This is a genomic window from Arthrobacter sp. SLBN-112, assembly GCF_006715225.1.
Lineage (GTDB): Bacteria > Actinomycetota > Actinomycetes > Actinomycetales > Micrococcaceae > Arthrobacter.
On sequence record NZ_VFMU01000001.1, the window covers coordinates 1,891,502 to 1,917,918 of the forward strand.

21 protein-coding genes and 1 tRNA gene are annotated in these 26,417 nt (G+C 65.6%); 13 read left to right on the forward strand and 9 right to left on the reverse strand.

The features are described 5' to 3' along the window. Position 1 precedes the first annotated feature (1 nt). Positions 2 to 1,723: a glycoside hydrolase family 13 protein gene (locus tag FBY33_RS08870; protein ID WP_442858324.1), complete on the reverse strand. Its 1,722-nt coding sequence runs from the start codon at positions 1,721 to 1,723 to the stop codon at positions 2 to 4. A 188-nt stretch (positions 1,724 to 1,911) separates the two neighbouring features. Here FBY33_RS08870 and FBY33_RS08875 point away from each other — a divergent pair, with 188 nt between their 5' ends. Next, entirely contained in the window at positions 1,912 to 3,282 is a 1,371-nt protein-coding gene (locus tag FBY33_RS08875; RefSeq protein WP_142030252.1) for an FAD-binding oxidoreductase, read from the forward strand. A gap of 3 nt (positions 3,283 to 3,285) precedes the next feature. Here the strand turns inward: FBY33_RS08875 and FBY33_RS08880 are convergent, their stop codons facing one another. The 4 genes from FBY33_RS08880 to FBY33_RS08895 form a co-directional block, all read right to left on the reverse strand. Continuing rightward, positions 3,286 to 4,704 carry a DUF4032 domain-containing protein gene (locus FBY33_RS08880; RefSeq protein WP_056332175.1) on the reverse strand — a complete coding sequence of 473 codons (1,419 nt, stop codon included), beginning with the start codon at positions 4,702 to 4,704 and terminating at the stop codon, positions 3,286 to 3,288. A gap of 124 nt (positions 4,705 to 4,828) precedes the next feature. Continuing rightward, positions 4,829 to 5,911 (reverse strand): ABC transporter ATP-binding protein, encoded by a 1,083-nt coding sequence (locus tag FBY33_RS08885; protein WP_018772048.1) that lies wholly within the window; start codon positions 5,909 to 5,911, stop codon positions 4,829 to 4,831. 218 nt (positions 5,912 to 6,129) lie between these two features. Beyond that, the gene (gene otsB / locus FBY33_RS08890) at positions 6,130 to 6,963 is read right to left on the reverse strand and encodes a trehalose-phosphatase (protein WP_142030253.1); all 834 of its coding nucleotides are present in this window, start codon (positions 6,961 to 6,963) and stop codon (positions 6,130 to 6,132) included. Next, complete coding sequence (locus FBY33_RS08895) at positions 6,953 to 8,455, reverse strand: alpha,alpha-trehalose-phosphate synthase (UDP-forming) (protein WP_142030254.1); 1,503 nt, start codon at positions 8,453 to 8,455, stop codon at positions 6,953 to 6,955. The genes otsB and FBY33_RS08895 overlap by 11 nt, the downstream gene beginning before the upstream one ends. A 179-nt stretch (positions 8,456 to 8,634) precedes the next feature. Between FBY33_RS08895 and FBY33_RS08900 the strand changes: the two genes are divergently transcribed. From FBY33_RS08900 to FBY33_RS08920, 5 genes are all read left to right on the forward strand, one after another. After that, complete coding sequence (locus FBY33_RS08900) at positions 8,635 to 9,522, forward strand: DsbA family protein (protein ID WP_142030255.1); 888 nt, start codon at positions 8,635 to 8,637, stop codon at positions 9,520 to 9,522. 149 nt (positions 9,523 to 9,671) lie between these two features. After that, positions 9,672 to 9,748, forward strand: a tRNA-Thr gene (locus FBY33_RS08905). 68 nt (positions 9,749 to 9,816) lie between these two features. Next, complete coding sequence (locus FBY33_RS08910; protein ID WP_142030256.1) at positions 9,817 to 10,242, forward strand: ChaB family protein; 426 nt, start codon at positions 9,817 to 9,819, stop codon at positions 10,240 to 10,242. Positions 10,243 to 10,325: 83 nt separating this feature from the next. Beyond that, complete coding sequence (locus FBY33_RS08915; protein WP_142030257.1) at positions 10,326 to 12,506, forward strand: elongation factor G-like protein EF-G2; 2,181 nt, start codon at positions 10,326 to 10,328, stop codon at positions 12,504 to 12,506. 42 nt (positions 12,507 to 12,548) lie between these two features. Continuing rightward, the gene (locus FBY33_RS08920; protein WP_142030258.1) at positions 12,549 to 13,802 is read left to right on the forward strand and encodes an MFS transporter; all 1,254 of its coding nucleotides are present in this window, start codon (positions 12,549 to 12,551) and stop codon (positions 13,800 to 13,802) included. A gap of 70 nt (positions 13,803 to 13,872) precedes the next feature. Here the strand turns inward: FBY33_RS08920 and mmsB are convergent, their stop codons facing one another. The 3 genes from mmsB to chvE form a co-directional block, all read right to left on the reverse strand. Next, the gene (gene mmsB, locus FBY33_RS08925; RefSeq protein ID WP_142030259.1) at positions 13,873 to 15,153 is read right to left on the reverse strand and encodes a multiple monosaccharide ABC transporter permease; all 1,281 of its coding nucleotides are present in this window, start codon (positions 15,151 to 15,153) and stop codon (positions 13,873 to 13,875) included. A gap of 4 nt (positions 15,154 to 15,157) precedes the next feature. Further along, positions 15,158 to 16,687: a multiple monosaccharide ABC transporter ATP-binding protein gene (gene mmsA, locus FBY33_RS08930; RefSeq protein ID WP_142030260.1), complete on the reverse strand. Its 1,530-nt coding sequence runs from the start codon at positions 16,685 to 16,687 to the stop codon at positions 15,158 to 15,160. Between the two features lie 106 nt (positions 16,688 to 16,793). Further along, positions 16,794 to 17,921, reverse strand: coding sequence for a multiple monosaccharide ABC transporter substrate-binding protein (gene chvE / locus FBY33_RS08935; protein ID WP_442858325.1), 1,128 nt, complete (start codon positions 17,919 to 17,921; stop codon positions 16,794 to 16,796). A gap of 267 nt (positions 17,922 to 18,188) precedes the next feature. On the opposite strand from chvE, the gene araB reads away from it, so the two are divergent. The 7 genes from araB (at position 18,189) to FBY33_RS08970 (ending at position 24,713) form a co-directional block, all read left to right on the forward strand. Further along, complete coding sequence (araB, locus tag FBY33_RS08940) at positions 18,189 to 19,955, forward strand: ribulokinase (RefSeq protein ID WP_142030262.1); 1,767 nt, start codon at positions 18,189 to 18,191, stop codon at positions 19,953 to 19,955. Next, the gene (locus FBY33_RS08945; RefSeq protein ID WP_142030263.1) at positions 19,952 to 20,668 is read left to right on the forward strand and encodes an L-ribulose-5-phosphate 4-epimerase; all 717 of its coding nucleotides are present in this window, start codon (positions 19,952 to 19,954) and stop codon (positions 20,666 to 20,668) included. Before araB ends, FBY33_RS08945 begins: the two co-directional genes overlap by 4 nt. A gap of 31 nt (positions 20,669 to 20,699) precedes the next feature. Further along, on the forward strand, positions 20,700 to 22,220 hold the full coding sequence (araA, locus tag FBY33_RS08950) for an L-arabinose isomerase (protein ID WP_142030264.1): 1,521 nt from the start codon (positions 20,700 to 20,702) through the stop codon (positions 22,218 to 22,220). 33 nt (positions 22,221 to 22,253) lie between these two features. Continuing rightward, complete coding sequence (locus tag FBY33_RS08955) at positions 22,254 to 23,282, forward strand: LacI family DNA-binding transcriptional regulator (RefSeq protein WP_235010495.1); 1,029 nt, start codon at positions 22,254 to 22,256, stop codon at positions 23,280 to 23,282. 107 nt (positions 23,283 to 23,389) lie between these two features. Next, a complete protein-coding gene (locus tag FBY33_RS08960; RefSeq protein ID WP_142030265.1) occupies positions 23,390 to 23,596 on the forward strand; it encodes a hypothetical protein in 207 nt (68 codons plus the stop codon). A gap of 103 nt (positions 23,597 to 23,699) precedes the next feature. Beyond that, complete coding sequence (locus FBY33_RS08965) at positions 23,700 to 24,002, forward strand: DUF4193 domain-containing protein (protein WP_142030266.1); 303 nt, start codon at positions 23,700 to 23,702, stop codon at positions 24,000 to 24,002. A 162-nt stretch (positions 24,003 to 24,164) separates the two neighbouring features. Continuing rightward, positions 24,165 to 24,713 (forward strand): AMIN-like domain-containing (lipo)protein, encoded by a 549-nt coding sequence (locus FBY33_RS08970; RefSeq protein ID WP_142030267.1) that lies wholly within the window; start codon positions 24,165 to 24,167, stop codon positions 24,711 to 24,713. A 71-nt stretch (positions 24,714 to 24,784) separates the two neighbouring features. On the opposite strand, the gene FBY33_RS08975 is transcribed toward FBY33_RS08970, so the two are convergent. Next, entirely contained in the window at positions 24,785 to 26,341 is a 1,557-nt protein-coding gene (locus tag FBY33_RS08975; RefSeq protein WP_142030268.1) for an APC family permease, read from the reverse strand. Positions 26,342 to 26,417 lie beyond the last annotated feature (76 nt).

A 26,417-nucleotide genomic window follows, 5' to 3' on the forward strand; every position in this document is an offset into this window, starting at 1 on the left:
GTCAGTCTGCTGCAGGAATGCGGATCCAGGCTGTTTCGCCCGAAGCCAGGAGTCCTTCCGTGCCTGACAAGGTACTGCGGACAAGGACGTGGCCCGCGGGCATCTCCAGCGGCTCGTGGTTCAGGTTCATAAGCACCAGCGTAGTGCCGTTCACATACCCCAGCGAGGACCCCGTGCACCAGTCCTCGGCCCAGGACAGGGAGCCCCTGCCCAGGTCCAGGTCCCGGCGGCAGGCCAGGGCGCTGCGGTAGAGGGACAGGTGCGACGACGGCGAGTCCGCCTGCACGTCCCGCGCCAGCCCGCCGAACGAGGCAGGAATGGGCAGCCAGGGATCGCTGCCCGAGCTGAAGCCCAGGTGCTTGTCTCCGGCCCGCCAGGGCAGTGGCACCCGGCAACCGTCACGGCCAAGCCGCTGACCCCCGGTCCGCGCGAACGTGGGATCCTGGCGAAGGTGGCCGGGGATGTCGATGCCATCCGGCAGCCCCAGCTCCTCGCCCTGGTAGAGGTAGGCGGCGCCGGGCAGGCCCAGCATGAACAGCGAAGCCGCGGCAGCGCGTTGCCGGCCGAGTTCCTCATCCGGCTGGGGATCGGCCGCCCCGATGCCGTCGCCGTCCCGGGGACCAGGCCCGTTGTAGCCAAACCGGGTGGCGTGGCGGACCACGTCATGGTTGGAGAGAACCCAGGTGCTCGGAGCGCCCACGCCGTCCAGGACGGTCAGGGAGTCCGTGATGACCGAGCGCAGCCGGTATACGTCCAGGCCGGTGTGGAGGTAGGGGAAGTTGAAGGCCTGGTGCATCTCGTCCGGCCGGACCCAGTGGGCCAGCCGGTGGAGGTCCACGCTTGCCTCGGCACAAAGGATCCGGTCCGGGCCGTACTCGTCCAGGATCAGCCGCCAGTTACGGTAAATGTCATGGACCGCGGGCTGGCCGAACATGGGTGCCTCGTGGCCTGGGTAGCCGTCACTGCTGCCACCGTCCGCGCGACCGCCCCAGGCAGGCAGTCCCGGCGCCTTCACCAGGGCATGGGCAACGTCCACCCGGAAACCGGAGACGCCCCGGTCCAGCCAGAAACGAAGCACGCGCTCGAACTCGGCGTGGACGGCCGGGTTGTCCCAGTTGAAGTCCGGCTGCGAGGAATCGAAGAGGTGCAGGTACCACTGGCCCGGCTGGCCATCCGTGCCTTCTACACGCGTCCAGGCGGGTCCGCCGAAGTGGGATTGCCAGTTGTTCGGCGGTTCCTGCCCGTCGGTGCCGGTTCCGTCACGGAAGATGAACATCTCCCGCTCGGGGCTTCCTGCCGGCGCAGCAAGGGCTGCCTGGAAGGCCGGATGCTGGTCGGAGCAGTGGTTGGGTACCAGGTCCACAATCACCCGCAGGCCCAGCCGGTGAGATTCAGCCATCATGACGTCGAAGTCACCAAGCGTGCCGAAGATCGGGTCCACGTCGCAGTAGTCGCTGACGTCGTATCCGGCGTCGCGCTGCGGGGAACGGTAAAAGGGTGAGAGCCAAACGGCATCGACGCCCAGGTCTGCGAGATGCGGCAGTTCCTCAGTGATTCCCGCAAGGTCTCCGACGCCGTCGCCGTTCAGGTCCCGGAACGACCGGGGATACACCTGGTAGATCACGGCGGAGCGCCACCAGCCGGGAGCAGTGTCGGCAGCGTGGATGAGCGTCAGGGGACCAGCAACAGTAGGGGTGTCCTGGGTCACAGTATCGACAGACATGAGAGTCAGCATAACGATAGGGGCGCCTTAATGGAAACGCTTCCATTCATCATTACGGACGACGTCCGCTGTTTTCCTTGATGAAGTGGCAAGGGCGCTGGAAGCGGTTGCAGGAAGAGGCGTCCGGCAATCCGGCGGCCAGCACGCCCTAAACTGGGAAGATATGTCCGACGACGGGTGGAGGCTTTGTGGGAAGCATCGTTGACGAGCTGGATGCCGTCCTGGCGCAGGGGCAGGTGGACGTCGGCGAGGTCTCGCTCCGGCGGTATGCCATCGACCAAGCGCCCGTCATCGATTTCCAGCTTCCCCTGGCGGTGGTGTTCCCGGAATCAGTGGCCGACGTCCAGGCAGTGGTAAAGGCGTGTGCCGGCAGTGGTGTGGCAATCGTCCCCAGGGGCGCAGGCACTGGAGTATCCGGCGGTGCCCATGCCACCAGGAACTGCATCATCCTCTCGCTGGAGCGGATGAACCGGATCCTCGCCCTGAATCCCGACGATGAGACGGCCGTCGTGGAGCCCGGCGTGGTTAATGCCGTCCTCAATGAGGCCGTTGCAGCACACGGGCTGATGTACGCCCCCGATCCGGCCAGTTTCCGGAGCTCCACCATCGGCGGTAACGTCGCCACCAACGCCGGCGGCCTGCGCTGCGCCAAATATGGGGTCACCAGGGATTCGGTCCTGGCGCTGGACGTCGTCCTGGCCGACGGGTCCCTCATCCACACAGGACACCAAACCTTCAAAGGGGTGGCGGGCTACGACCTCACGGGCCTTTTCGTGGGGTCTGAAGGAACCCTGGGCGTCGTCGTCGGAATTACCGTGCGGCTGAAGTACCTGCCCCGGGAAGTCCACACCGTGGCCGCCTTCTACCCGGACTTCAGGAGCGCCGCAGCAGGGGTCCTGGCCGTAGGCAAGGCGCGGGTCCAGCCCGCCATCATGGAACTGCTCGACGGCGGCACCCTGGCCCAGCTCGACGACATCCACGGCTCCGATCTCACCGCCCGCGGAAAATCACTGCTGCTGATCCAGACGGACGGGTTCGGGGCCGCCGCCGAGGCGGAGGTGGTCCGCCAGGTCCTCCGTGAAGGCGGGGCAACTGTCAGCACGGAGGCAAGTGCCGAGGCGGAGCGGCTGGTGGAACTCCGCCGGCACAGCAGGGGGACGGAGGTGGACGACGAGTACCGCGTCGGCGAGGATGTGGCTGTTCCCCGGTCCCGGCTGGTGGACTACGTCGCGGAGCTCGAAGCCATGGCCGCCAGGCAGCAGGTGCACCTCAAGGTGGTGGCCCACGCCGGTGACGGCAACCTCCACCCCACCTTCTGGATCGACCGGCAGGGGGCAAGCATGGACTCCGCGGCGATGCAGCGGCTGCAGATGGCGCTGGACGAGTCCATTACGGCGGCATTGGCAATGGGCGGCACCATCACCGGCGAGCACGGTGTGGGGCAATACAAGCTCCGGTGGCTGGGCCAGGAGCAGCCGGAACCGGTCCGGGAACTCCAGCGCAGGATCAAGGACCTGTTTGATCCTGCGGGAATCCTCAACCCCGGTAAGGCGATCTAGGACTTAGTCGTCCGAGTCCGGATATTCGTCCACGGATTCATCAGCACCGTAACGGGACTCCTCGTTCTCCACCTCAAGGATCTTCAGCAGTTCGGTGTCCGGGTTCAGCATGATCGCGGCTTCATCCCGCCGGTGCCGGAGGATCGAGTCGATGTAGGACTGTACGGCCTCCGCCAGCGGAATGTGGCGTTCCTGCTTTTCGGACATATACCAGCGGTGTTCAAGGACCTCGTGGACCACCTCTGCGTGTTCCAGCTTGCCGGACAGGTCGCGGGGGATGGCGCGCACGATTGGTTCGAAGATCTGGCTGACCCACAGGTGGGCGCTGTATTCCTCATCCATTTCCGGGTTGTTGTCCGCGCGGAAGGAGTCCATGTCGTTCAGGAGGCGGCGGGCCTGGTTCTCCTGGGCGTCCAGGCCGGTGAGGCGCAGCAGCCGCCGCTGGTGGTGCCCCGCGTCCACCACCTTGGGCTGGAGCTGGATGGTGGAGCCGTTCTGCGTGGTCTTGATGGCGTATTCCTCGACGTCGAAGCCGAGTTCGTTCAGGCGGCGGATACGGGCACTGACCCGCCAGCGTTCGCCCAGTTCGAAGGATTCCTTCTCGGTCAGCTCGGCCCACAGCCGCCGGTAGCTGTCCATGATCAGCTCACTGGTGGCCACCGGGTCCACTTTTTCCTCGATGAGCCCGCCGTCCAGGAGGTCCATCAGCTCACCGGCGATGTTCACGCGGGCAATTTCCAGGTCGTATTCGCGCTGGCCAGTGGAAAGGTCAGGGTAGAGCTCACCCGTTTCGGCGTCCACCAGATAGGCGGCGAACGCGCCGGCGTCACGGCGGAACAGGGTGTTGGAAAGCGAGACGTCGCCCCAGTAGAACCCGATGAGGTGCAGCCGCACCATGAGGAGAGCCTGGGCGTCGATGAGGCGGGTGAGCGTGTCCTTGCGCAGCATCTGGGAAAAGAGCGCGCGGTACGGCATGGAGAATTTCAGGTGCCGGGTTACCAGGACGGGGTTCAGCGGGCGCCCGTCCGGGGTGGTGCGGCCCGTGATCACGGCCACGGGCTCCACGCAGGGTACGTCAAGCCGTGCCAGCTTGCGCAGCATGTGGTACTCGTGGCGGGCCACATGCTCGGAGGTTTCCTTGATGGCGATGACCGAGCCGCCCAGGTGGGCGAACCGCACGATGTGCCGGGAGATGCCGCGGGGGAGTGCCGCCAGGTATTGGGCCGGCCACTCCTCGAGTGCAATGTGCCAGGGCAGGTCCAGCAGCTCGGGATCCGCCGCAGCGGCCGTGATGCTCAGCGATGAGGCTACCGAGGCTGCCTTGTTGTCATCGGCGCTGGCGGCCACGAACCGCGGAAGCTTACCCACCTGGGCGTAGTCGGTGGGTTCGTCATGCCACTGGGCGCTGTGTTCCTCGGTCATGGGCTCAATTCTTCCGTAGATGGGCGCGGCCAGCTAATTCTTCTGCAGGGACGGTTAAACGCCGACGGCGGCCGTCCAGTAAGGAAGGCCGCCGTCGGTATTGCGGTTGGGATGCCGGTGGCGATCAGTCGCCCAGGCGCAGGCCGGTCTTGGTGTCGAACAGGTGCACGTGGCCCGACTGCGGACGGACGTAGATGACCTCGCCCTTCATCGGGGGGCGGCGGCCGTCGACACGTGCCACGATGTCGTGGTCCTTGCCGTCCAGAGTGGTGTGGCCGTAGACGTAGGCGTCGGCGCCGAGTTCTTCGACGACGTCAACCTCAACCTTCAGGCCTTCACCGTGCGGAGCGGTTTCCAGGTCTTCCGGGCGGCTGCCCAGCGTGACCGTGGAGCCGTGTGCCTCTTCGAGGACGTCGCGCGGCACCGGGTAGACGGTACCGCCGAACTGGACGCCGCCGTCGACGACGGGAAGTTCCAGCAGGTTCATCGCGGGGGAGCCGATAAAGCCGGCAACGAAGACGTTCTTGGGGCGGTCGTAGAGGTTGCGGGGGGTGTCAACCTGCTGCAGCAGGCCGTCCTTCAGCACGGCGACGCGGTCGCCCATGGTCATGGCCTCTACCTGGTCGTGCGTCACGTAAACGGTGGTGACGCCCAGGCGGCGGGTGAGGGATGCGATCTGGGTGCGGGTCTGGACGCGGAGCTTGGCGTCCAGGTTGGACAGCGGCTCGTCCATGAGGAAGACCTGGGGGTTACGGACGATTGCGCGGCCCATGGCAACACGCTGGCGCTGGCCGCCGGAGAGGGCCTTCGGCTTGCGGTCCAGGTACTGCTCGAGGTCAAGAAGCTTGGCCGCTTCGCGGACACGCTCGGCGCGCTCTTCCTTGGAGACGCCTGCGATCTTCAGGGCGAAGCCCATGTTGTCGGCCACAGTCATGTGCGGGTACAGCGCGTAGTTCTGGAAAACCATCGCGATGTCGCGGTCCTTCGGGGGAACATCGGTGACGTCGCGGTCGCCGATCAGGATGCGGCCTGCATTGACGTCCTCAAGGCCTGCAAGCATGCGCAGGGAGGTGGACTTGCCGCAACCGGAGGGTCCGACGAGGACCAGGAATTCGCCATCGGCGATGTCGATGTTGAGCTTATCGACGGCGGGCTTATCTGTGCCCGGGTACAGACGCGTAGCGTTATCAAAAGTAACTGTAGCCACAGTTATCAATCCCTTCACCGGCAGGTACGTGCCGGACGATCCGTTGTGAATGGTTCATGTTTATTCAGTTGTGTTCCCACAAAATGCTCCGCGGCTAAGCGCGGAGCACCACGTGACGCCGCACGGTTCTTGTGCGTCACATCACACCCAAGAGTATGCCAGAAGTTGCTTCTTTTATCGCAAATGTTACGGATGTCACATGTGCCGCTGGGCACGGCCTACCCGGAGGCTGCCTGGGGGTCCTCCTCGGCGACGGCGGAACTCCGCTCCTGGAGCAGGGCCTCAAGCAACTCAGCGATGTGGACAGGTGCCTCCACCCGGTATTGGGCCTGGGTGAAATCCAGGCCTACCTTGACCCCCACATCGCCTGGTTCAAGCCGGCTGAACGCGTCCTCGTCCGTGACGTCGTCACCGGCGAACAGCACGGCGGTGGCCCCCGTGGCCTGCCGCAGGAAGGCGACGCCTTCGCCCTTGGAGGCATTGACCACTGAGGTCTCCAGGACGCGCTTGCCCTCTTTCAGGTAGACACCCTTGCGGTCCTGGAGCACTGACCTTGCCGCTGACACCGCGTCCTCGGCCACGTCGTCCTCAGCCTGGCGGGTGTGCAGGACGACGCCGGCGGGCTTGTATTCCAAGGACGTGCCCGGTGCCTCCGCCACGATCGCCGCCAACTCGGCCCGCACCTCTTCAAGGAGCGCTTTTTGGTCCTCGTCCAGCGCCAGTTCCGTGGAACCCGGCCCCAGCCAGGCCTCCGCGCCGTGGCTGCCAATCAGCAGGGTGTCCACCGGCGGGGAAGCAGCCTCCCGCAGGCTGGCGAGGGCGCGGCCGGAGATGAGTGCCGTCGTCGTGCGTGGAAGCACGGCGAGCCCTGCGAACGCCGCGGCTGAGCGCGGAAGCGGCCGCGCATCCTGGGCGCGGTCCACGATAGGCGCCATGGTGCCATCAAAATCCATGGCCACGAGCAGGTGCTCCGTCGCGGCGATCCGGTGCAGCGCTTCCCGGAGTTCCGGGGTGAGCGCCAGAGATGCCTTGGTGCGGCCGTCAGGAGTCATCGCGGACCACTTTCTCGTCCAGGGCCCGCAGGAAGTCGGCTGACCAATGGTCCACGTCGTGGTCCAGGATCTGCCGGCGCATGGACCGCATGCGCCGGGACGCTTCGCGCGGGCTGAGCTCGACGGCGGTCATGATGGCGTTCTTGAGGCCTGCGATGTCGTGCGGGTTGATCAGCAGCGCCTGCTTGAGCTGGTCCGCGGCGCCCGCGAACTCGCTCAGGACCAGCGCGCCATCATTGTTGTTGCGCGCGGTGACGTACTCCTTGGCCACCAGGTTCATCCCGTCCCGCAGCGCGGTGACCAGCATGACGTCCGCGGCCAGGTACAGCGCCACCATCTCCTCCACGGGGTAGCTGTGGTGCAGGTAGCGGACGGCGGTGTTTTCCAGGGTGTCGTAGGTGCCGTTGATGTGGCCCACGGTTCCTTCCACCTCCTCGCGCAGGAGCCGGTACTGCTCCACCCGCTCACGGCTGGGGGAAGCCACCTGGATAAGGGTGGCATCGCCCACCGTGAGGCGGCCGTCCGCCAGGAGTTCCTCGAAAGCCTTCAGCCGGTGGCGGATGCCCTTGGTGTAATCCAGCCGGTCCACGCCGAGCAGGATGGTCTTGGGGTTGCCAAGGTCCTGCCGGATCTGCCGGGCGCGTTCGATGATGTCGGGCCTGGACGCGAGCTCGCTGATCTGCTTGACGTCGATCGAGATGGGGAAGGCCTGCGCCCGGGCGATGTGCGTGATCCGGCCGTCATGGCCCTTGACGTGCACCTGCTGCTGCTTGACGCTGGCGCCCAGGAACCGGCGCGCGGAACGCATGAAGTTTCCCGCGTCGCTGGGCCGCTGGAAGCCCACGAGGTCAGCGCCGAGAAGGCCGTCGATGATGGCCTGGCGCCAGGGGAGCTGGGCGAAAATTTCCGGCGGCGGGAACGGGATGTGGTTGAAGAACCCGATCCGGAGGTCCGGCCGGGCTTCGCGGAGCATCCGGGGGACCAGCTGCAGCTGGTAGTCCTGGACCCAGACAGTGGCGCCCTGGTCCGCGTGGTGCGCGACGGCGTCGGCGAACCTGCGGTTGACCTTGCGGTAGGCGTCCCACCAGGTCCGGTGGAACTCCGGCGGAGCGATGACATCGTGGTACAGCGGCCACAGTGTGGCGTTGGAGAAGCCCTCGTAGTACAGCTCCACGTCGTCCGTGCTGAGCTGGACGGGGACAAGGTCCATTCCGCCATGGCTGAACGGCTTCACGGTCTCGTCCGGTGCCCCGTGCCAGCCAACCCACGCGCCGTCAGTCTTGGTCATCATCGGGGCAAGGGCGGTTACCAGGCCGCCGGGGGACCTGCGCCAGCCTGATTCGTCGTCAGGGCCGTCGCCTGCTGCAACCCGGTCTACGGGCAGCCTGTTGGAGACCACCATGAAGTCATACTTGGTGTGGCCCGCGTGGCCGGAACCGGAACTGCCGGCTGTTGCTTTGCCTGCGGGTTTTTCCTGGACGGGTGTTTGCATTGCTGCCCCCTGGGGTTGCTTGTGCCTCTAAGCCACCCTAGCCGGACGGAATCATCGGGGCTATTCGTCCGTTGGTCAACCCGGAGGAATAGTTGAAACCCCAAGCTCTCAGCTTTCTCCCCTAAAATGTTCGAGGTGCCACGAAGTGGTCCGCCTACGTCGACCGACCCAAGGAACTCATGAGCCCCGCAAACGAAGTACGTAAGTCCAAGGCTGAGCGAACCGCGGAGGCGCGCGAAAAGGCTCGCCTGATCCGCGAAGCGCAGCTAAAGAAGGACAAGCGCAACAAGCTGCTGATCGGCTGGGGCATCGTGGCGGCAGTCGTGGCCATCCTGGTGGTGGTGGCGCTGGTGGTGACGAACAGCCTCAAGCAGAACGCCCCGATCGCGGACCAGGGTTCCACTCCGGCCAACGCCAACGTGCATGGCGGCGTCACCCTGCTGGCCAACACGGACGTGGCCAAGTCGGAGCCGGCCACTGTCGACGCCGCCTCCCTGGGGGAGGCCCCGAAGACGCCGCCGGCCGAGGTAGTGGCGCCCGGGGCGGAAGCGGAGGCAGGCAAGCCGGTCAAGGTAGTCCTTTACATCGACTTTATTTGCCCCGTCTGCAAGAACTTCGAGGCCCAGTACAACGAACAGCTCACCTCGCTGCGCAACGAAGGCAAAATCAGCGTTGAGTACCGGGCCCTGGGGTTCCTGGACAGCCGGTCCACCACCAACTATTCATCCCGGGCCGCCAACGCAGCAGCCTGCGTGGTCAACGAATCCCCGGAAAAGTACTCCGACTTCGTCAACGAACTGTTCGCCAAGCAGCCGGCGGAGGGCACTGCGGGTCTTTCCGATAACGACCTGAAGAAGATGGCGTCCGACATGGGCGTCACCATCGACTCCTGCGTGGACGACAAGACCTACCGCCCGTTCGTGAAGTTCACCACGAAGGAAGCGTCGGCCATCGGCGTCACCGGTACGCCCACCGTGTTCGTGGACGGCAAGCAGTGGGGCAAGGGGGACAGCGCCCAGACGCCGTTCCCGGACTTCCTGCAGGCAGCCATCGCCGCTAAGGGCTAAGGACCACCAGACAGGGTAGGGGCCCGTCCCGGAGCGTTTCCGGGGCGGGCCCCTGCCGCTTCCGCAGCCCGTACCGCCGCGTTTTTACGCCCGGCGGGAGTTGGGCTAACCTTATCTAGCGCCTTCACGGTGCATGCCCGCAGGGGCGCGCCTCCTTAGCTCAGTTGGCCAGAGCACCGCTCTTGTAAAGCGGGGGTCGTCGGTTCGAATCCGACAGGGGGCTCCATACAACCTCCGGGTTTAAGCTGGATCCATCCAAATAATCAGCGTGCTGACTAAAGGAGGATGGGTGCCATGCCCAAGACCGGCAAGAACGACCACGCCCGCAAGGAAGAACTTCCTTCCACTCTGCGGCGTTCAGAGCAAAAGGCGCAGGACACCTTCGCCAAGACCTACGATTCCGCCCTTGAGTCGTACGACCAGGACGAGCAACGGGCGGCCCGCGCAGCCTACGCGTCCCTGAAGCACAGCTACGAGAAGGTGGGCGACCACTGGGAGCCCAAGGAAAAACGCGGCCCCTCGGACAAGCGGGCGGAACAGGGCCTTCGCTCCTCCGAACCCACCGCCGGCGGTGTCGATGCCAACGCATCCAAGGACCACCTCTACAAACTGGCCCGGGATCTGGACGTCAAGGGCCGCTCGAAGATGGACAAGGACGAGCTGGTGAAGGCCATTCAGAAAGCCAACGACGCAGCCACCCGCAAAGCCCGCAGCAAATAGCCTGCGCTCTTGCCGTCCCGCCGTCCAAGGTGTCGAATCAGAGGACACGTCCGGTCGGGTGGCGATGATGCCAGGAGGTTCCAATGTCGGTGAAGAGCACCAAGGAGTCAGCGCGGGCGGCAGGCGGCAGGAACGGGCCTGAATCAAAGCGGGCCGACCAAGCCACCGGCATCGCAGCCCAGGACCCGGCGCGGATCCGGAACGTGGCCCTGGTAGGGCATTCCGGCGCCGGGAAAACAATGCTGATCGAGGCCCTGCTGGCGGCCAACGGCATGATCACCCGCAAAGGCTCCATCGCCGACGGATCCACGGTGAGCGACTCGGACCCCGCCGCGGTGCACCAGCAGCGGTCCGTCACGCTGTCCCTGGTGCCCCTGATGCTGGATGACGTCAAGGTGAACCTCCTGGACACGCCCGGCTACCCCGACTTCATTGGTGAGCTGCGCGCGGGCCTGCGCGCCTCCGATGCCGCGCTCTTTGTCGTCTCCGCCGTGGACGGAATCGACGCCACCACCACCGCACTCTGGGGCGAGTGCGGGCACATGCAGCTGCCACGCGCCGTCGTCATCACCCGGATGGACCACCCGCGGGCAGATTACGACGGCGCCCTGGCCGCCTGCCGCAAAGCGTTCGGTGATGGCGTGCTGCCGCTGTGCGTCCCGGTGCGGACAGGGGAGGACGCCGCCGGCCCGCTGTCCCTGCTGGACCTGCTGCCGCAGGAAGTGACGGACTATGCCTCCGGAGATACAACCCCTGATGTCCGGCCGGCAACGGCGGATGAACGTGCGGCTGCCGGTCCGGCCAGGGGCGACCTCATTGAGGGCATCATCGCCGAAAGCGAAGACGAGACGCTGATGGACCGGTACCTGGAAGGCGAAGACATCGACACAGCGGTGCTGGCAGCCGACCTGGAAACCGCCGTCGCCCGCGGCTCGTTCTTTCCCGTGCTGCCCACATCCGCCGTCACCGGGCTGGGCACCGCTGAACTGCTGGACCTGCTGGTCCGCGCCTTTCCACCGCCCGGGGATCGCAGCCTGCCGGACACCACCGATCTTGCGGGGGAACCGGCCGGAAGCCTCTCCTGCGATCCGTCCGGCCCGCTCGCGGCTGAAGTGGTGCGCACGTCCAACGATCCCTTCCTGGGCCGCATCTGCCTGGTGCGGGTCTTCTCCGGGACACTCCGGGAAGACTCTCCGGTCCATGTGGGTGGCCACGGCCTGGCGGACCGGGGCCACCAGGACCATGACACCGATGAACGGGTGACCCACATCTACTCACCGCTGGGTGCCGCCCTTCGGCCCGTTCCCTTCTGCGTGGCAGGGGACATGTGCGCCCTGGCAAAGCTGGGCAGCGCCGAAACGGGGGACACCATCTCCGCCCGGGAAAACCCGCTGTTGCTCGCCACGTGGGAGATGCCGGAGCCGCTGCTGCCGGTTGCCGTGGAAGCCGATTCCCGCAGTGATGAGGACGCATTGGCCCGCAGCCTGGGCCGCATCGCGGCAGGGGATCCCACCTTGCGGGTGGACAGGAACGCCGAAACGCACCAGCTGGTGCTGTGGTGCATGGGCGAAGCGCATGCGGAGGTGGTCCTGGACAGGCTGCGCGACCAGGGCGTGAAACTGCACAGCGTGGACGTGGTGACGCCGCTGCGTGAAACCTTCGCGGCCGCCGCCTCCGGCCACGGCCGCCACGTCAAACAGTCCGGCGGCCACGGCCAGTACGCCGTGTGCGACATCGAGGTGGAACCGCTGGAGCGTGGCGCCGGGTTCGAGTTCGTGGACAAGACGGTGGGCGGTGTCATCCCGGGAACGTTCATCCCGTCCATCGAGAAGGGGGTCCGGGCCCAGATGGAGAAAGGCGTTTCAGCCGGCTTCCCCGTGGTTGACCTGCGGGTGACCCTGGTGGGCGGCAAGGCCCACAGCGTGGATTCGTCGGATGCGGCGTTCCAGGCGGCCGGGGCCCTGGCGCTCCGGGAGGCCGCGGCAGCCGGGAAAATCCAGCTGCTGGAACCGGTGTCCTCCGTCTCCATCACCGTGGCGGACGAACACGTGGGGACGGTGATGAGCGACTTGTCCGGCCGGCGGGGACGCCTCACCGGCACCACCTCCTCCGGCGAGGGGCTCACGGAGATCAGCGCCGAAGTCCCGGACCAGGAACTCCTGCGGTACGCGGTTGAACTGCGGGCCCTGACGGCCGGCACCGGGCGCTTCCGCCGCCAGTACCTGCGCCATGACCCAGTGCCCCCGAACTACAGCCCGTCCTGAGCGCGCCGTGGCACGAACAGGCATCAAGAGCGCCGTCCGCCGGTGAACGCCGCAGCACGGAAGATCCAGACCGTCTACCTGACGCTGACGTTGGGCAACACCCTTGCGGCATCGTTCATTTGGGGGATCAACACGCTGTTCCTGCTCGACGCCGGGCTGACCAACCTGGAGGCCTTCGCCGCGAATGCCTTCTTCACGGCAGGGATGGTGCTTTTCGAGGTGCCCACCGGGGTGGTGGCGGACAGCTGGGGGCGGCGTGCATCCTTCCTGCTGGGGACCGTGACCCTGGCCGCCTCCACCTACCTCTATTACCTGCTGTGGCAGTTGTCCGCGCCGTTCTGGTGGTGGGCCGCGGTCTCGGCGCTGCTGGGACTTGGCTTCACCTTTTTCTCGGGGGCAGTGGAAGCCTGGCTGGTGGACGCCCTGCGCTTTTCCGGTTACGACGGCGGGCTGGAAGCTGTCCTGGGCCGCGGCCAGATGGTCTCCGGCATCGCCATGCTGGCCGGTTCAGTGGCCGGCGGCGTGATCGCGCAGGCAACAAACCTGGGCGTACCGTTCCTGGTGCGCGTTGGGGTGCTGGTGGCCATGTTCGCGGTGGCCTTCCTGCTCATGCACGACGTCGGCTTCACGCCGGAGCGTTCGGCCCACCCCGTGCAGGCCACCCGGGCGGTCCTCAAGGCATCGCTGGACGGCGGCCTTCGGAACCCGCCGGTGAGGTACATGATGCTGGCAGCACCGTTCACCGAAGGCGTGGGGTTCTATGTCTTCTATGCCCTCCAGCCCTACCTGCTGCAGCTGTTCGGAGACCCCAAGGCCTACGCCATCGCAGGTCTGGCGGCCGCCATCGTTGCAGGCGCGGACATCGTAGGCGGCTGGCTGGCCCCGCTGGTCCGCAAACTCGTCCGCCGCCGAACCACCGTGCTGATCGCTTCCACCGTCACCAGCTCCATGGTCCTGGTGGTGCTCCTGGCCACCAGCATCTTCTGGCTGGCACTGGTGCTCCTGGCACTCTGGGCCGTGGTGGCCTCCGCGGGCACCCCGGTGCGCCAGGCCTACCTGAATGACATGATCGGCTCGAAGCAGCGGGCAACCGTCCTGAGTTTCGCCTCATTGATGGGATCCAGCGGGGGAGTGGTGGTGCAGCCGCTGCTCGGCAGGTCCGCCGACGTCTTCGGATATCCCTCGTCACTGGCCTTGGGCGGCGCGGTGCAGCTTCTTGCGGCACCCTTCATCCTCCTCAGCCGGCGCCGGCGCTCGCCGGCAGACGTTGCCACGGGACTGGCCGCAACGCCTTAAAGAGCCAGGACGCACGTGAAGGCCCTTGGCCCCGAAATTAATCCGGGTCCAAGGGCCTTCAAAGCGCGTCCTACTTAACGCCTGCCTCCACCGTTTCACTGGCCGCCGGCGTCGGCTTTTCCTCCGCGGGCGGGGGTGTGGTCTTCAGCTTGAACCGCTTGCCAAGGTCACCGCCGCCTCCGCTGCGGTTCTTGTTGAAGATATCGAACCCGACGGCGACAAGGAGGACCAGGCCCTTGATGAGCTGCTGGTAGTCGGTGCCCAGGCCCAGGATGGACATGCCGTTGTTGAGCACGCCCATGATCAGGCCACCGATCATGGCTCCCGCCACCGTTCCGATGCCGCCGGTGACGGCGGCGCCGCCGATGAAGGCCGCAGCAATGGAGTCCAGTTCGAAGCCCGTGCCACCGGCGGGCTGCGCCGAGTTGAGCCGGGCGGTGAAGACAAGGCCTGCCAGTGCGGAGAGCACGCCCATGTTCACGAAGAGCCGGAACGTGACGGCCTTGGTCTTGATGCCCGACAGCTCAGCCGCATGGAGGTTGCCGCCAATGGCGTACGTGTGCCGGCCGAAGACGCTGTTGTTCATCAGGGCGGTGTAGGCGATCACCAGCACGGCCAGGACCACCAGGACGATCGGCGTGCCACGGTAGGAGGCCAGCAGGAAAGTGATGATGAGCATGAGCAGTGCCGTGAAGGTGGTCTTGATAATAAACCAAACCAGGGGTTCGCTTTCGAGATCGAACTTCCTGCGGATCCTCCGCTCCTTGAAGGCCTGGATCAGCAGGGCAGCGGTAGCACCGACGCCCAGGATGACGGTGAGCCACTCCAGGACGGACGTGCCGCCGGAGATGTCGGGAAGGAAACCGCCGCCCAGGGCCCGCAGTTCGGCGGGGAAGGGGGTGATCTGCTGGTTCTTGAGCGTGATGAGCGTCAGGCCGCGGAAGATCAGCATGCCCGCCAGCGTGACGATGAAGGCGGGAATCCCCACATAAGCGATCCAGTACCCCTGCCAGGCGCCTACAAGCGCGCCGACCAGCAGGCAGGCAGGGATTGCGGCCCACCAGGGCCAGCCCCAGTGCACGATCATGACGCCGGCCACGGCGCCGATGAACCCGGCGACTGACCCGACGGAAAGGTCGATGTGCCCGGCGATGATCACCATCACCATGCCGATGGCCAGGATGAGGATGTAGCTGTTCTGGACCACCAGGTTGGTCACGTTCTGCGGTTCCAGCAGGATCCCGCCGGTCAGCCCCTGGAACAGCAGGACGATCAGGATCAGGGCAACGAAGATGCCAACCTGACGGAGGCGGCTTGTGAGGAATCCGAGCGATTCTCGTAAGGCGGACATTTCGCTATTCCTTCTCTTTGGTCATGTAGTGCATCAGGGTTTCCTGGGTGGCCTCGGCAATGGGCACTTCACCGGTGATGTGGCCGGCGGCCAGGGTGTAGATGCGGTCGCAGATGCCCAGGAGTTCGGGAAGTTCCGAGGAAATGACGATCACGGCTTTTCCTTCGGCCGCGAGTTTGGCGATGATCGTATAGATCTCGTACTTGGCGCCGACATCGATGCCGCGGGTGGGCTCATCGAGGATGAGCACGTCGGGGTCCGAGAACATCCACTTGCTCAGCACCACCTTCTGCTGGTTTCCGCCGGAGAGCTTCCCGGTGATCGCGGCCACCGAGGGCGCCTTGATGTTCATGCTCTTCCGGTAGCCGTTGGCCACCACGGTCTCCTGGTTCTTGTCCACGAAGCCGCGTTTGGCGAGCTTGCGCAGCGCTGCCAGGGAGATGTTGCGCTTGATGTCCTCGATGAGGTTCAGGCCGTAATGCTTGCGGTCCTCGGTGGCATAGGCAATGCCATGCCTGATGGCGTCCGAGACCGTGGCGGTGTTGATTTCCTCGCCGTACTTATAGACCTTGCCGGACATGGCGGTCCCGTAGGTGCGGCCGAAGACGCTCATGGCAAGTTCGGTGCGCCCGGCACCCATCAGCCCGGCAAGTCCCACCACCTCGCCCTTCCTGACATGCAGGTTGGCGTTCCTGACCACCATGCGGCTGTGGTCCTGCGGGTGCCGGACGGACCAGTCTTCGATCCGGAGGACTTCCTCGCCGATGTTCGGCTCGCGGTCCGGGTACAGGCTCTCCAGGTCCCGGCCCACCATGCCGCGGATGATCCGTTCCTGGGTGATCTGGCCTTCATCGAGCCGGAGGGTCTCAATGGTCTTGCCGTCGCGGATGATGGTGACGGCATCGGCCACCTTGCGGATTTCATTGAGTTTGTGGCTGATGATGATGCTGGTGACCCCTTGGCCCTTCAGATGGAGGATCAGGTCCAGCAGGTGGCCGGAATCCTCGTCGTTGAGGGCGGCCGTGGGCTCGTCCAGGATGAGCAGTTTCACTTCCTTGGACAGCGCCTTGGCGATTTCCACGAGCTGCTGCTTGCCCACGCTGATGTGCTGCACGGGGGTGACAGGGTTTTCGTCGAGGCCCACGCGGGCCAGCAGCTTCGCTGCCTCCAGGTTGGTCTTACGCCAGTCCACCCACCCGTTGGTGGCCTGTTCGTTGCCAAGGTAGATGTTCTCGGCGATGGAGAGGTACGGGCTCAGCGCCAGTTCCTGGTGGATGATCACAATGCCCCGCTTCTCGCTGTCCGAGATGCTGGAGAAATTGCAGGGTTCGTTTTCGAAGAGGATTTCCCCGTCGAAGGTGTTGTGTGGATAGACGCCGGACAACACTTTCATGAGCGTTGATTTGCCGGCTCCGTTCTCACCGCAGATGGCGTGGACCTCTCCACGGTTCACATCCAGCGTGACGTCCTGCAGCGCTTTCACGCCGGGGAACGTCTTGGTGATTCCTCGCATTTGAAGAATGGGTGTGTTCATCGTCAATTCCCACTGACTGGTCGAAGCTTGGCCTTCCTGCTGGTGCAGGAGGTTGCGGGCGGGGCTGTGGCCGGATGGAGGTCCGGCCACAGCCCCCGGACGTTGACTACTTGACGTCGGAGTCCTTGTAGTAACCCGAGTCGATCAGTTCCTTCTTGTAGTTGTCCTTGGTGATGATCACTGACTTCAGCAGGAAGGCCGGGACGACCTTGACCTTGTTGTTGTAGGTCTTGGTGTCGTTGGTTTCAGGTTCCTGGCCCTTGAGGACGGCGTCCACCATCTTGACGGCCTGCGCGCCGAGCTGGCGGGTGTCCTTGAAGATGGTGGAGTACTGCTCGCCGGCGATGATGGACTTTACGGAGCCCTTTTCGGCGTCCTGCCCGGTGACCACCGGCAGGCTTCCCTTGGCGTAGCCGCCGGTGCTGGTGAGGGCGGAGATGATGCCGATGGACAGTCCGTCGTACGGCGAAAGGACGCCGTTCAGCTTGGTGCCCGAGCTGTAGGCGGAGGTGATGATGTCCTCCATGCGCTTCTGCGCCACGGGTGCCTGCCAGCGAAGGATGGCGGCCTGCTCAAACTTGGTCTGGCCGCTGGGAACCTTCAGGGTGCCGGCGTCCATGTACGGCTTGAGGGTGTCCATGGCGCCGGTCCAGAAGAAGTTGGCGTTGTTGTCATCCGGGCTTCCGGCGAAAAGTTCGATGTTGAAGGGGCCCTTGCCCTCCACTTTCTTGCCGCTCGCGTCCACCAGGCCCAGGCCGGTCAGCAGCGAGGTGGCCTGCTGGACGCCCACGGTGTAGTTGTCAAAGGTGGTGTAGTAGTCCACGTTTGCGGTGCCGTTGATCAGGCGGTCGTAGGCGACCACCTTGACGTTCTGTTCCTTTGCCTTTGCCAGGACGTCGGTCAGCGTGGTGCCGTCAATGGCAGCGATGATCAGGGCCTTGGCGCCCTTGGTCAGCATGTTTTCGATCTGCGAGACCTGGGTTGGAATGTCGTCATTGGCGAACTGGAGGTCCGTCTTGTAGCCGAGGTCCTTCAGGGACTTCTCAACGTTGGCGCCGTCGGCAATCCACCGTTCGGATGTCTGGGTGGGCATCGAGATGCCAACCAGCGAGTCGGCCGGCTTCGCCGTGCCGCTGGATTCACTGGTTCCGCCACGGGCGCCACAACCGGTAGCCCCCACGGTCAGGGCGAGGACAAGGGCCACCGCGCCCATGAGTTTTTTGATTCTCACCATTATCTCCTTCCGCGGCAGCATTGCCGCGAAGTGTTGTTGGACGGGGAAGCGGCGACGCTCCCGGTCCTGGCCACATTGTTGATGTGTCGGTTCAATATAGACTGATTTGTGAACGCTAACAAGAGCCTCCTCCCAGAAATCCCGAAACTCTTTCGACTTCATTGACTTCTGCTTTGTTAGCGTTCACACTTGCTGCAGCACTTAGCTTGACCCTGACCCTACAAAACCCGGTAATGAGGCCCTTGCCTCCCGGATGGAGGCAACCCCATGCCAGATGCGTTGTTCACTTCCAGCTCCGAGCCCCGCCACGACCACTGCGTCATTGGGGTGGACTACGGAACGCTCTCAGGCCGTGCCGTGGTGGTACGCGTCCGCGACGGCAAGGAGCTTGGCAGCGCCGTCCACGAGTATCCCCATGCAGTGGTGACCGGCTCCCTGCCCAAAGACGTGGCGGGCGACGACGGGGCACGGCTTCCCGGGGAATGGGCCCTTCAGGTGCCCAACGACTACCGGGACGTCCTGCGCAACGCGGTCCCTGCCGCGGTGGCTGACGCGGGGATCGACCCGGCCGCCGTCGTTGGCATTGCCACCGACTTCACCGCCTGCACCATGGTGCCCGCCAAAGCCGACGGCACCCCCCTGAACGAACTGCCGGGCTATGCCAACCGGCCGCACGCCTATGTAAAGCTCTGGCGGCACCACGCCGCCCAGGGTCAGGCGGACCGGATCAACCGGCTCGCGGCCGAACGGGGCGAGGACTGGCTTCCGCGGTACGGGGGCCTGATCTCCTCGGAGTGGGAATTCGCCAAGGGCCTGCAGCTGCTGGAAGAGGACCCGGAGGCGTACGCCGAAATGGACCACTGGGTGGAGGCGGCCGACTGGATCGTCTGGCAGCTGTGCGGCCGCTACGTCCGCAACGCCTGCACGGCCGGCTACAAGGGCATCTACCAGGACGGGCGGTACCCATCGGAGGAGTTCCTGGCCGCCCTGAATCCGGAATTCAAGGACTTCGTCAGTTCCAAACTTGAGCACACCATCGGACGGCTGGGCGACGCCGCCGGCACCTTGACGGCGGAGGCGGCGGCCTGGACCGGCCTGCCGGAGGGCATCGCCGTGGCCGTGGGAAATGTTGACGCCCATGTCACGGCACCGGCTGCGAAGGCAGTGGAGTCCGGCCAGCTGGTGGCCATCATGGGTACCTCCACCTGCCATGTCATGAACGGCACCGAACTGCATGAAGTACCGGGCATGTGCGGGGCGGTGGACGGCGGCATCGTGCCCGGGCTGTGGGGTTATGAGGCAGGGCAGTCCGGCGTGGGGGACATCTTCGGCTGGTTCACCAAGTTCGGCGTCCCGCCCGAATACCACCAGGCGGCCAAGGATGCGGGGTTGGGGATCCACGAGTACCTCACCGAACTGGCGTCGCGGCAGGCCATCGGGGAGCACGGCCTGGTTGCGCTTGACTGGCACTCGGGCAACCGCTCGGTCCTGGTGGACCATGAGCTGTCCGGCATCGTGGTGGGCCAGACCCTCGCCACCAGGCCCGAGGACACCTACCGTGCACTGCTGGAAGCCACGGCGTTCGGCACCCGCACCATTGTGGACGCTTTCCGTGACGCCGGCGTTCCGGTCAAGGAATTCATCGTGGCCGGCGGCCTGCTGAAGAACAGGCTCCTGATGCAGATTTACGCTGACGCCACCGGCCTGCAGTTGTCCACCATCGGCTCGGAGCAGGGTCCGGCCCTGGGATCGGCCATCCACGCGGCCGTTGCCGCCGGTGAATATGCGGACATCCGCGAAGCTGCTGCAGCCATGGGCGCCGAACCCGGTGAGGTCTACACCCCGATCCCCGAAAACGTTGCTGCCTACGACGAGCTGTTCCAGGAGTACAAGGCCCTGCACGACTACTTCGGCCGCGGCGGCAATGACGTGATGCACCGGCTCAAGGCCATCCAGCGCAGAGCTGCCCGGACCGTCCTTCCCGGCACCGGCGCCGGTTCTGCAGCCGAAACGGCCGTGGAGGTGTCCGCATGAGCACCGAAGCAGGAATCCTGGAGACCATTGCCCGGGTCCGCGAGGAAGTGTGTGCGCTGCACGCCGAACTGACCCGCTACGAACTGGTGGTGTGGACCGCGGGCAACGTCTCGGCCCGCGTGCCGGGCACGGACCTTATGGTCATCAAGCCCTCCGGCGTCTCCTACCAGGACCTGACACCGGAGCAGATGATCGTCACCGACCTGCACGGCACGCCAGTGCGGGGCACCAACGTCGGTGGCGGCGGCACTGTCGATTGGGGCAACCCGGCGCTGTCGCCGTCGTCGGACACGGCCGCGCACGCCTACGTGTACCGCCACATGCCTGACGTGGGTGGAGTGGTGCACACGCACTCCACCTACGCCACCGCCTGGGCTGCCCGGGGAGAGGCCATCCCGTGCGTACTGACCATGATGGGCGATGAGTTCGGCGGCTCCATCCCGGTGGGTCCCTTCGCGCTGATCGGGGACGACTCGATCGGCCAGGGCATCGTGGAGACGCTCAAGAACTCCAATTCCCCGGCGGTCCTGATGCAGAACCACGGCCCGTTCACCATCGGCAAGGACGCCCGGTCCGCCGTGAAAGCGGCCGTGATGTGCGAGGAAGTGGCCCGCACCGTGCACATCTCGCGGCAGTTGGGTGAACCACTGCCCATCGACCAGGGCTCCATCGACTCCCTCTACGCCCGCTACCAGAACGTCTACGGCCAGTAACGCCGTCGCCTTTAACTTCCCAGGAGAATCCATGAGCACCGCAGCAAACACCTCCCTCGATGGTTACGAGGTTTGGTTCCTCACCGGCAGCCAGCACCTGTACGGGGAGGAAGTCCTCAAACAGGTTGCCGCCCAGTCGCAGGAGATCGCCAACCAGCTCAACGCAAGTTCCGCCGTCCCGGTAAAGATCGTCTGGAAGCCGGTCCTGACCGATTCTGACGCCATCCGCCGCACCGCCCTTGAGGCCAACTCGGATGATTCCGTCATCGGCGTCACCGCCTGGATGCACACGTTCAGCCCGGCCAAGATGTGGATCCAGGGCCTGGACCTGCTGCGCAAGCCCCTGCTGCACCTGCACACGCAGGCCAACCGCGACCTGCCGTGGGCGGACATCGACTTCGACTTCATGAACCTGAACCAGGCCGCGCACGGCGATCGCGAGTTCGGGTACATCCAGTCCCGTCTGGGCATCGCCCGGAAGACCGTCGTGGGGCACGTCTCCAATCCTGAGGTGGCGCGCCAGGTGGGTTCCTGGCAGCGCGCCGCCGCCGGCTGGGCCGCCGTGCGGACCCTGAAGCTGACCCGCTTCGGCGACAACATGCGCAACGTTGCCGTCACCGAAGGCGACAAGACCGAAGCCGAGCTGCGCTTCGGCGTCGCGGTCAACACCTGGTCCGTCAACGAGCTCGCCGACGCCGTGCACGGCGCGGCAGAGTCCGACGTCGACGCCCTGGTGGCCGAATATGAGGACCTTTACGACGTGGTGCCGGAGCTCCGCGCAGGCGCGGCCAGGCACGATTCGCTGCGGTACGGCGCCCAGATTGAACTGGGCCTTCGCAGCTTCCTGGAGGGCAACGGCTCCGCAGCGTTCACCACCTCCTTCGAGGACCTCGGTGCCCTGCGCCAGCTTCCCGGCCTGGCGGTGCAGCGGCTGATGGCGGCCGGCTACGGGTTCGGCGCCGAAGGCGACTGGAAGACCGCCATCCTGATCCGCGCGGCCAAGGTGATGGGCGCAGGCCTGCCCGGCGGCGCCTCCCTCATGGAGGACTACACCTACCACCTGGAGCCCGGCGCCGAGAAGATCCTGGGCGCCCACATGCTCGAGGTCTGCCCCTCCCTCACGGCATCGAAGCCCCGCCTGGAAATCCACCCGCTGGGCATTGGCGGCAAGGAGGACCCGGTCCGCCTGGTGTTCGACGCCGACGCCTCCCCGGGCGTCGTCGTCGCCCTGTCTGACATGCGCGACCGTTTCCGCCTGGTGGCCAATGCCGTGGACGTCGTTCCCCTGGACCAGCCGTTGCCCAACCTGCCCGTGGCCCGCGCCCTGTGGGAGCCCAAGCCGGACTTCGCCACCTCCGCCGCCGCCTGGCTCACCGCCGGCGCCGCCCACCACACGGTCCTCTCCACCCAGGTGGGCATGGACGTGTTCGAGGACTTCGCGGAACTCGCCAAAACAGAACTGCTCACCATTGACGAAGGCACCACCATCCGGCAGTTCAAGAAGGACCTGAACTGGAACGCCGCCTACTACAAACTCGCCGGCGGGATCTGACCCAGTGGCACGGCTGAGGTCCCGGCCCCTGCCATGGGCAAAAACCTCGTGATGCACGGCAAGCCACCCCGGCTGCCGAGGCTTGAGGACGTGGCGGAGCTGGCCGGGGTCTCACACCAGACCGTGTCGCGGGTGGTCAACAGCCACCCCAACGTGAGCGCCGGGACCCGGGAAAAGGTGGAAGCGGCCATTGCCCGGCTGGGCTACCGCCGCAACACCGCCGCCCGGAGCCTGGTCACCCGGCGCTCGCAGACCATCGGGGTCCTGGGCAGCGAACTTTCACAGTACGGGCCCGCCAATACGCTGCTGGGAGTGGAACGCGCTGCACGGGACGCAGGGTATTTCGTCAGCGTCGCTGCGTTGCGGGAGGTCAGCCGGGAGACCATCCTGGACGCCGTCAGGCACTTCCTGGACCAGTCGGTGGACGGCATCGTGGTGATCGTTCCGCACCTTCAGACGCTGGCCGCGCTGGCCGAACTTCCCATCGGCGTGCCGGTGGTGGCCGTGGGACCGGAGGGGAATGACGCAGTTGGCGGCGTCAGGGTGGACCAGCGCCGCGGGGCCGAGCTGGCGGTGTGGCACCTGATAGGGCAGGGGCACGTCCGGATCGGTCACGTCGCGGGGCCGCAGGACTGGATTGATGCTGTGGCCCGCGCCGACGGCTGGCGGTCCACCCTGGCGTCGGCCGGGCTCGAGGCGGACCTGATCATCGAGGGCGACTGGAGCGCCGGCAGCGGCTATGAAATCGGGCGGCGGATTGCGGCCACCCGCCGCGCTACCGCCATCTTTGTTGGCAACGACCAGATGGCCCTCGGGGTCCTGCGCGCCCTGACCGAGGCCGGCATCAAGGTGCCGCAGGACGTGTCCGTCGTGGGCTTCGATGACCAGCCCGAGGCCGGCTACTTCAGTCCGCCGCTGACGGTGGTACGGCAGGACTTTGAAGAACTGGGCCGTCGGTGCATGCAGATGATGCTCACGGCATTGGATGGCGCAGACGGACCACGGACGCTGGTAGTGCAGCCGGAACTGGTCCTGCGCAGCAGCACGGCGCCGCCGGCCTGAAGAATCCACCTGGACAACCCGCCCGGAGGTCCGGCCGCCAGCGGATTTAATCCGGGGGAGACCGCGCCGAAACCTGGCCACAACAATCGCTGCGTAGGTTTCAGGGCATGATGGCTGACCTGCTCATCCGGCTCCGCGACTGGCTGCTGGACACGTTCACGTACGATTCCGAATCGGCGGCCGCCGGCGCCATCGCCGATGCCACCCGGTGGGGCTGGCTCCCGGCTCTGAGCGGGGTGTCCGCAGGCGCGGACCAGGCCCGGTCCGAGCATGCCCGGTCAGAGCATGCTGAACAGCGGGTGGAAGCGGCATGATGTCTGCTTAGCCACACTATTGCGCCGGTAGCGGGAGAATGCCCTAAACTGCTGCACTGAGGTGCCTGAAATGGCGCTGCGCAGCAACGAAAGTGAACACGCTATGGCTACCGATTACGATGCTCCACGCAAGCAGGAAGAAGAGTCGCCCGCCGACTCTCTCGAGGCCCTCCAGGCGTCACGGAGCGGCAACGCGCAGACCGCTGTCATCGATGTCGAGGAGAACGACACCGCGGAGGGTATCGACCTGCCCGGCGCGGACCTGTCCAACGAGGAACTGACCGTCATTGTGGTTCCCGAACAGTCCGATGAGTTCACCTGCTCGTCGTGCTTCCTGGTCCGCCACCGCTCACAGGTTGCCCGTGAAAAGGACGGCCTGAAGTACTGCCGCGACTGCGAAGGCTGAACTTTCTCCTGATCATTTCTACCGGCGCCGGCCACCTCCTCGAGGTGGCCGGCGCTGCTTTGTCCCCGGACGCCGTCGTTATCAAAATGCTCACTCGTTTCCCGGACCCAACACTCCTACGCTGAAAGCATCCAATGGCTTTGATTCGTGGATGGCACTGCTATGAAGAAGTTCCCTACCTGGCTCGCAGCAGTTCTGTTGGCTGCGGGGCTGGGAATTGCGGTCCCGGCGCCTGCGTCTGCGGCGCCCTACTGTGGCCTCACATGGGGCTCGCTGATGAAGTCGGACGGCGCCATGAGCGGTGCGCCCGTAACCAATGTCCGGACCGGGCAGCATTACTGCTTCGACCGGCTGGTGGTCGACCTGGGCGGCCTGCCCGCACCCGGCTACAGCGTCCGCTACGTGGGGCAGGTAATCCAGGACGGCTCAGGAGCAGTGGTGCCCACGCGGGGCGGCGCCCGGCTGCAGGTCGTCGTCAAGGCCCCGGCCTATGGCACTAACGGGCAGCCCACGTACACCCCCGGAGACCCGGCTGAGCTCTCCAACGTTTCGGGTTACCAGACCTTCCGCCAGGTGGCCTGGGCCGGAAGCTTCGAGGGCCAGACCACCATGGGCCTGGGCGTCCGTGCCCGGCTGCCGTTCCGGGTGTTCACCCTTGATGGGCCCGGACCGGGTTCCCGCCTGGTGATCGATGTGGCGCACTACTGGTGACAGCGCGAAAGGTGCCGTGCCCCTGATGGGGGCACGGCACCTTTCGGTGTTCGGCGACTCTGCGGTGGGACCTACTCCGGGACCACCAGCGCGGGGGTGTCCTGCTTCAAGGTTTCGCCGCGGAAGAAGCCGGGGTGGGTGCGGGACATGACCAGCATGACCACGGCGCCCAGGGCCAGGATGCCGACGCCCAGGATGAACACCAGGCCCACGCCGAAGACCTCGGAACCGCTGCCGAACTCCGGTGCCAGGCTGTCAACGGCGGTCTGGGCGAACACCACGAACAACCCCACGCCGCCCACCACCGGGCAAACCAGCCGCAGGACGAAGTGGCGCATGCTGTTGAACAGGCTGTGGCGGAAGTACCAGGTGCAGGCCAGCGCGGTGAGGCCGTAGTAGAAGCAGATCATCAGGCCCAGGGCCAGGATGGTGTCATTCAGGACGTTTTCGCTGACCACGTGCATCACTGCGTAGAACCCTGCGGACATCACACCGGCTGCGATGGTGGCGAAGCCCGGGGTGGCGAACTTCCTGCTGATGCGGCTGAACGGTTCCGGCAGGGCGCCGTAGTGCGCCATGGCCAGCAGGCTCCGGGACGGGGACATGAACGTGGACTGGAGGGAGGCCGCTGAGCTGGAGAGCACGGCGAGGGACATCAGGATGGCGAAGGGGCCCATGATGGGGGAGGCCAGGGCCGTGAAGATGTTTTCGTGGTTTTCGGCGTTGTTCAGGCCGTTGCCGGTATCCCCGACGCCGGCGAACATCATGGTGGCGATGCTGACCAGCAGGTAGATGGCCAGGACGATGACGGCGGTCAGGGTGCCGGCCACCCCGGCGGTCTTCTTGCCGTTGGCCGTTTCCTCATTGACGGTGAGGCAGACGTCCCAGCCCCAGTACACGAAGATCGACAGGGAGATGCCGGCCGCAATCTGGCCGAAGGTCTCAATCTTGGTGACGTCGAACCAGTCCCAGCTGAACGGGATTGCCGTTTCGGAGGTGGACCAGTTGGCGAAGGCCATGGCGACGAACAGGCCCAGTACCAGCAGCTGGAAGCCCACCAGGCTGTACTGAACCATCTTGGTGGTGTGCAGGCCGCGGTAGCTGACCCAAACGGCCAGCGCCACGAACACGAAGCAGGTAAGGACGTTCAACGCTTTGTTGTCGGCCAGGTCCGCCAGTTCCGGGGAGCCGGTGAGCTGGGACAGGAAGAGGTAGAAGAAGTCGACGGCGACGCCGGCCAGGTTGGAGAGCACGATGATGTTGGCGGCCAGCAGGCCCCATCCGCCCATCCAGCCGATCCAGGGCCCGAAGGCTTTGGTCACCCAGGTGAAGGTTGTGCCGCTGTCCGGGGAGTCGGCGTTGAGCTCCCGATAGGCGAGCGAGACCAGGATCATGGGGATGAACCCGATCAGGAAGATGACTGGCAGCTGGAGCCCGGCTTCATTGACGGTGGGTCCGAGTGCGCTGGTGAGGGTATAGGCGGGGGCGATGGTTGAAATCCCGAGGACGACGACGGCAAGAAGCCCGAGCTGGCCGCCCTTGAGTCCCTTGGCGCTGACGCCGTCCGCGGAGGGTGCGTGGGCGTGCGGTCCGGGTTTGGCGGTACTGGTGCGGATTATCTCTGTCATGGCACCACTTTCTGGAAGGGGGTGAGACGGAAGTCACTATATGAATGGCGTTCATTTAGTATGGGGGTGCGGGCCC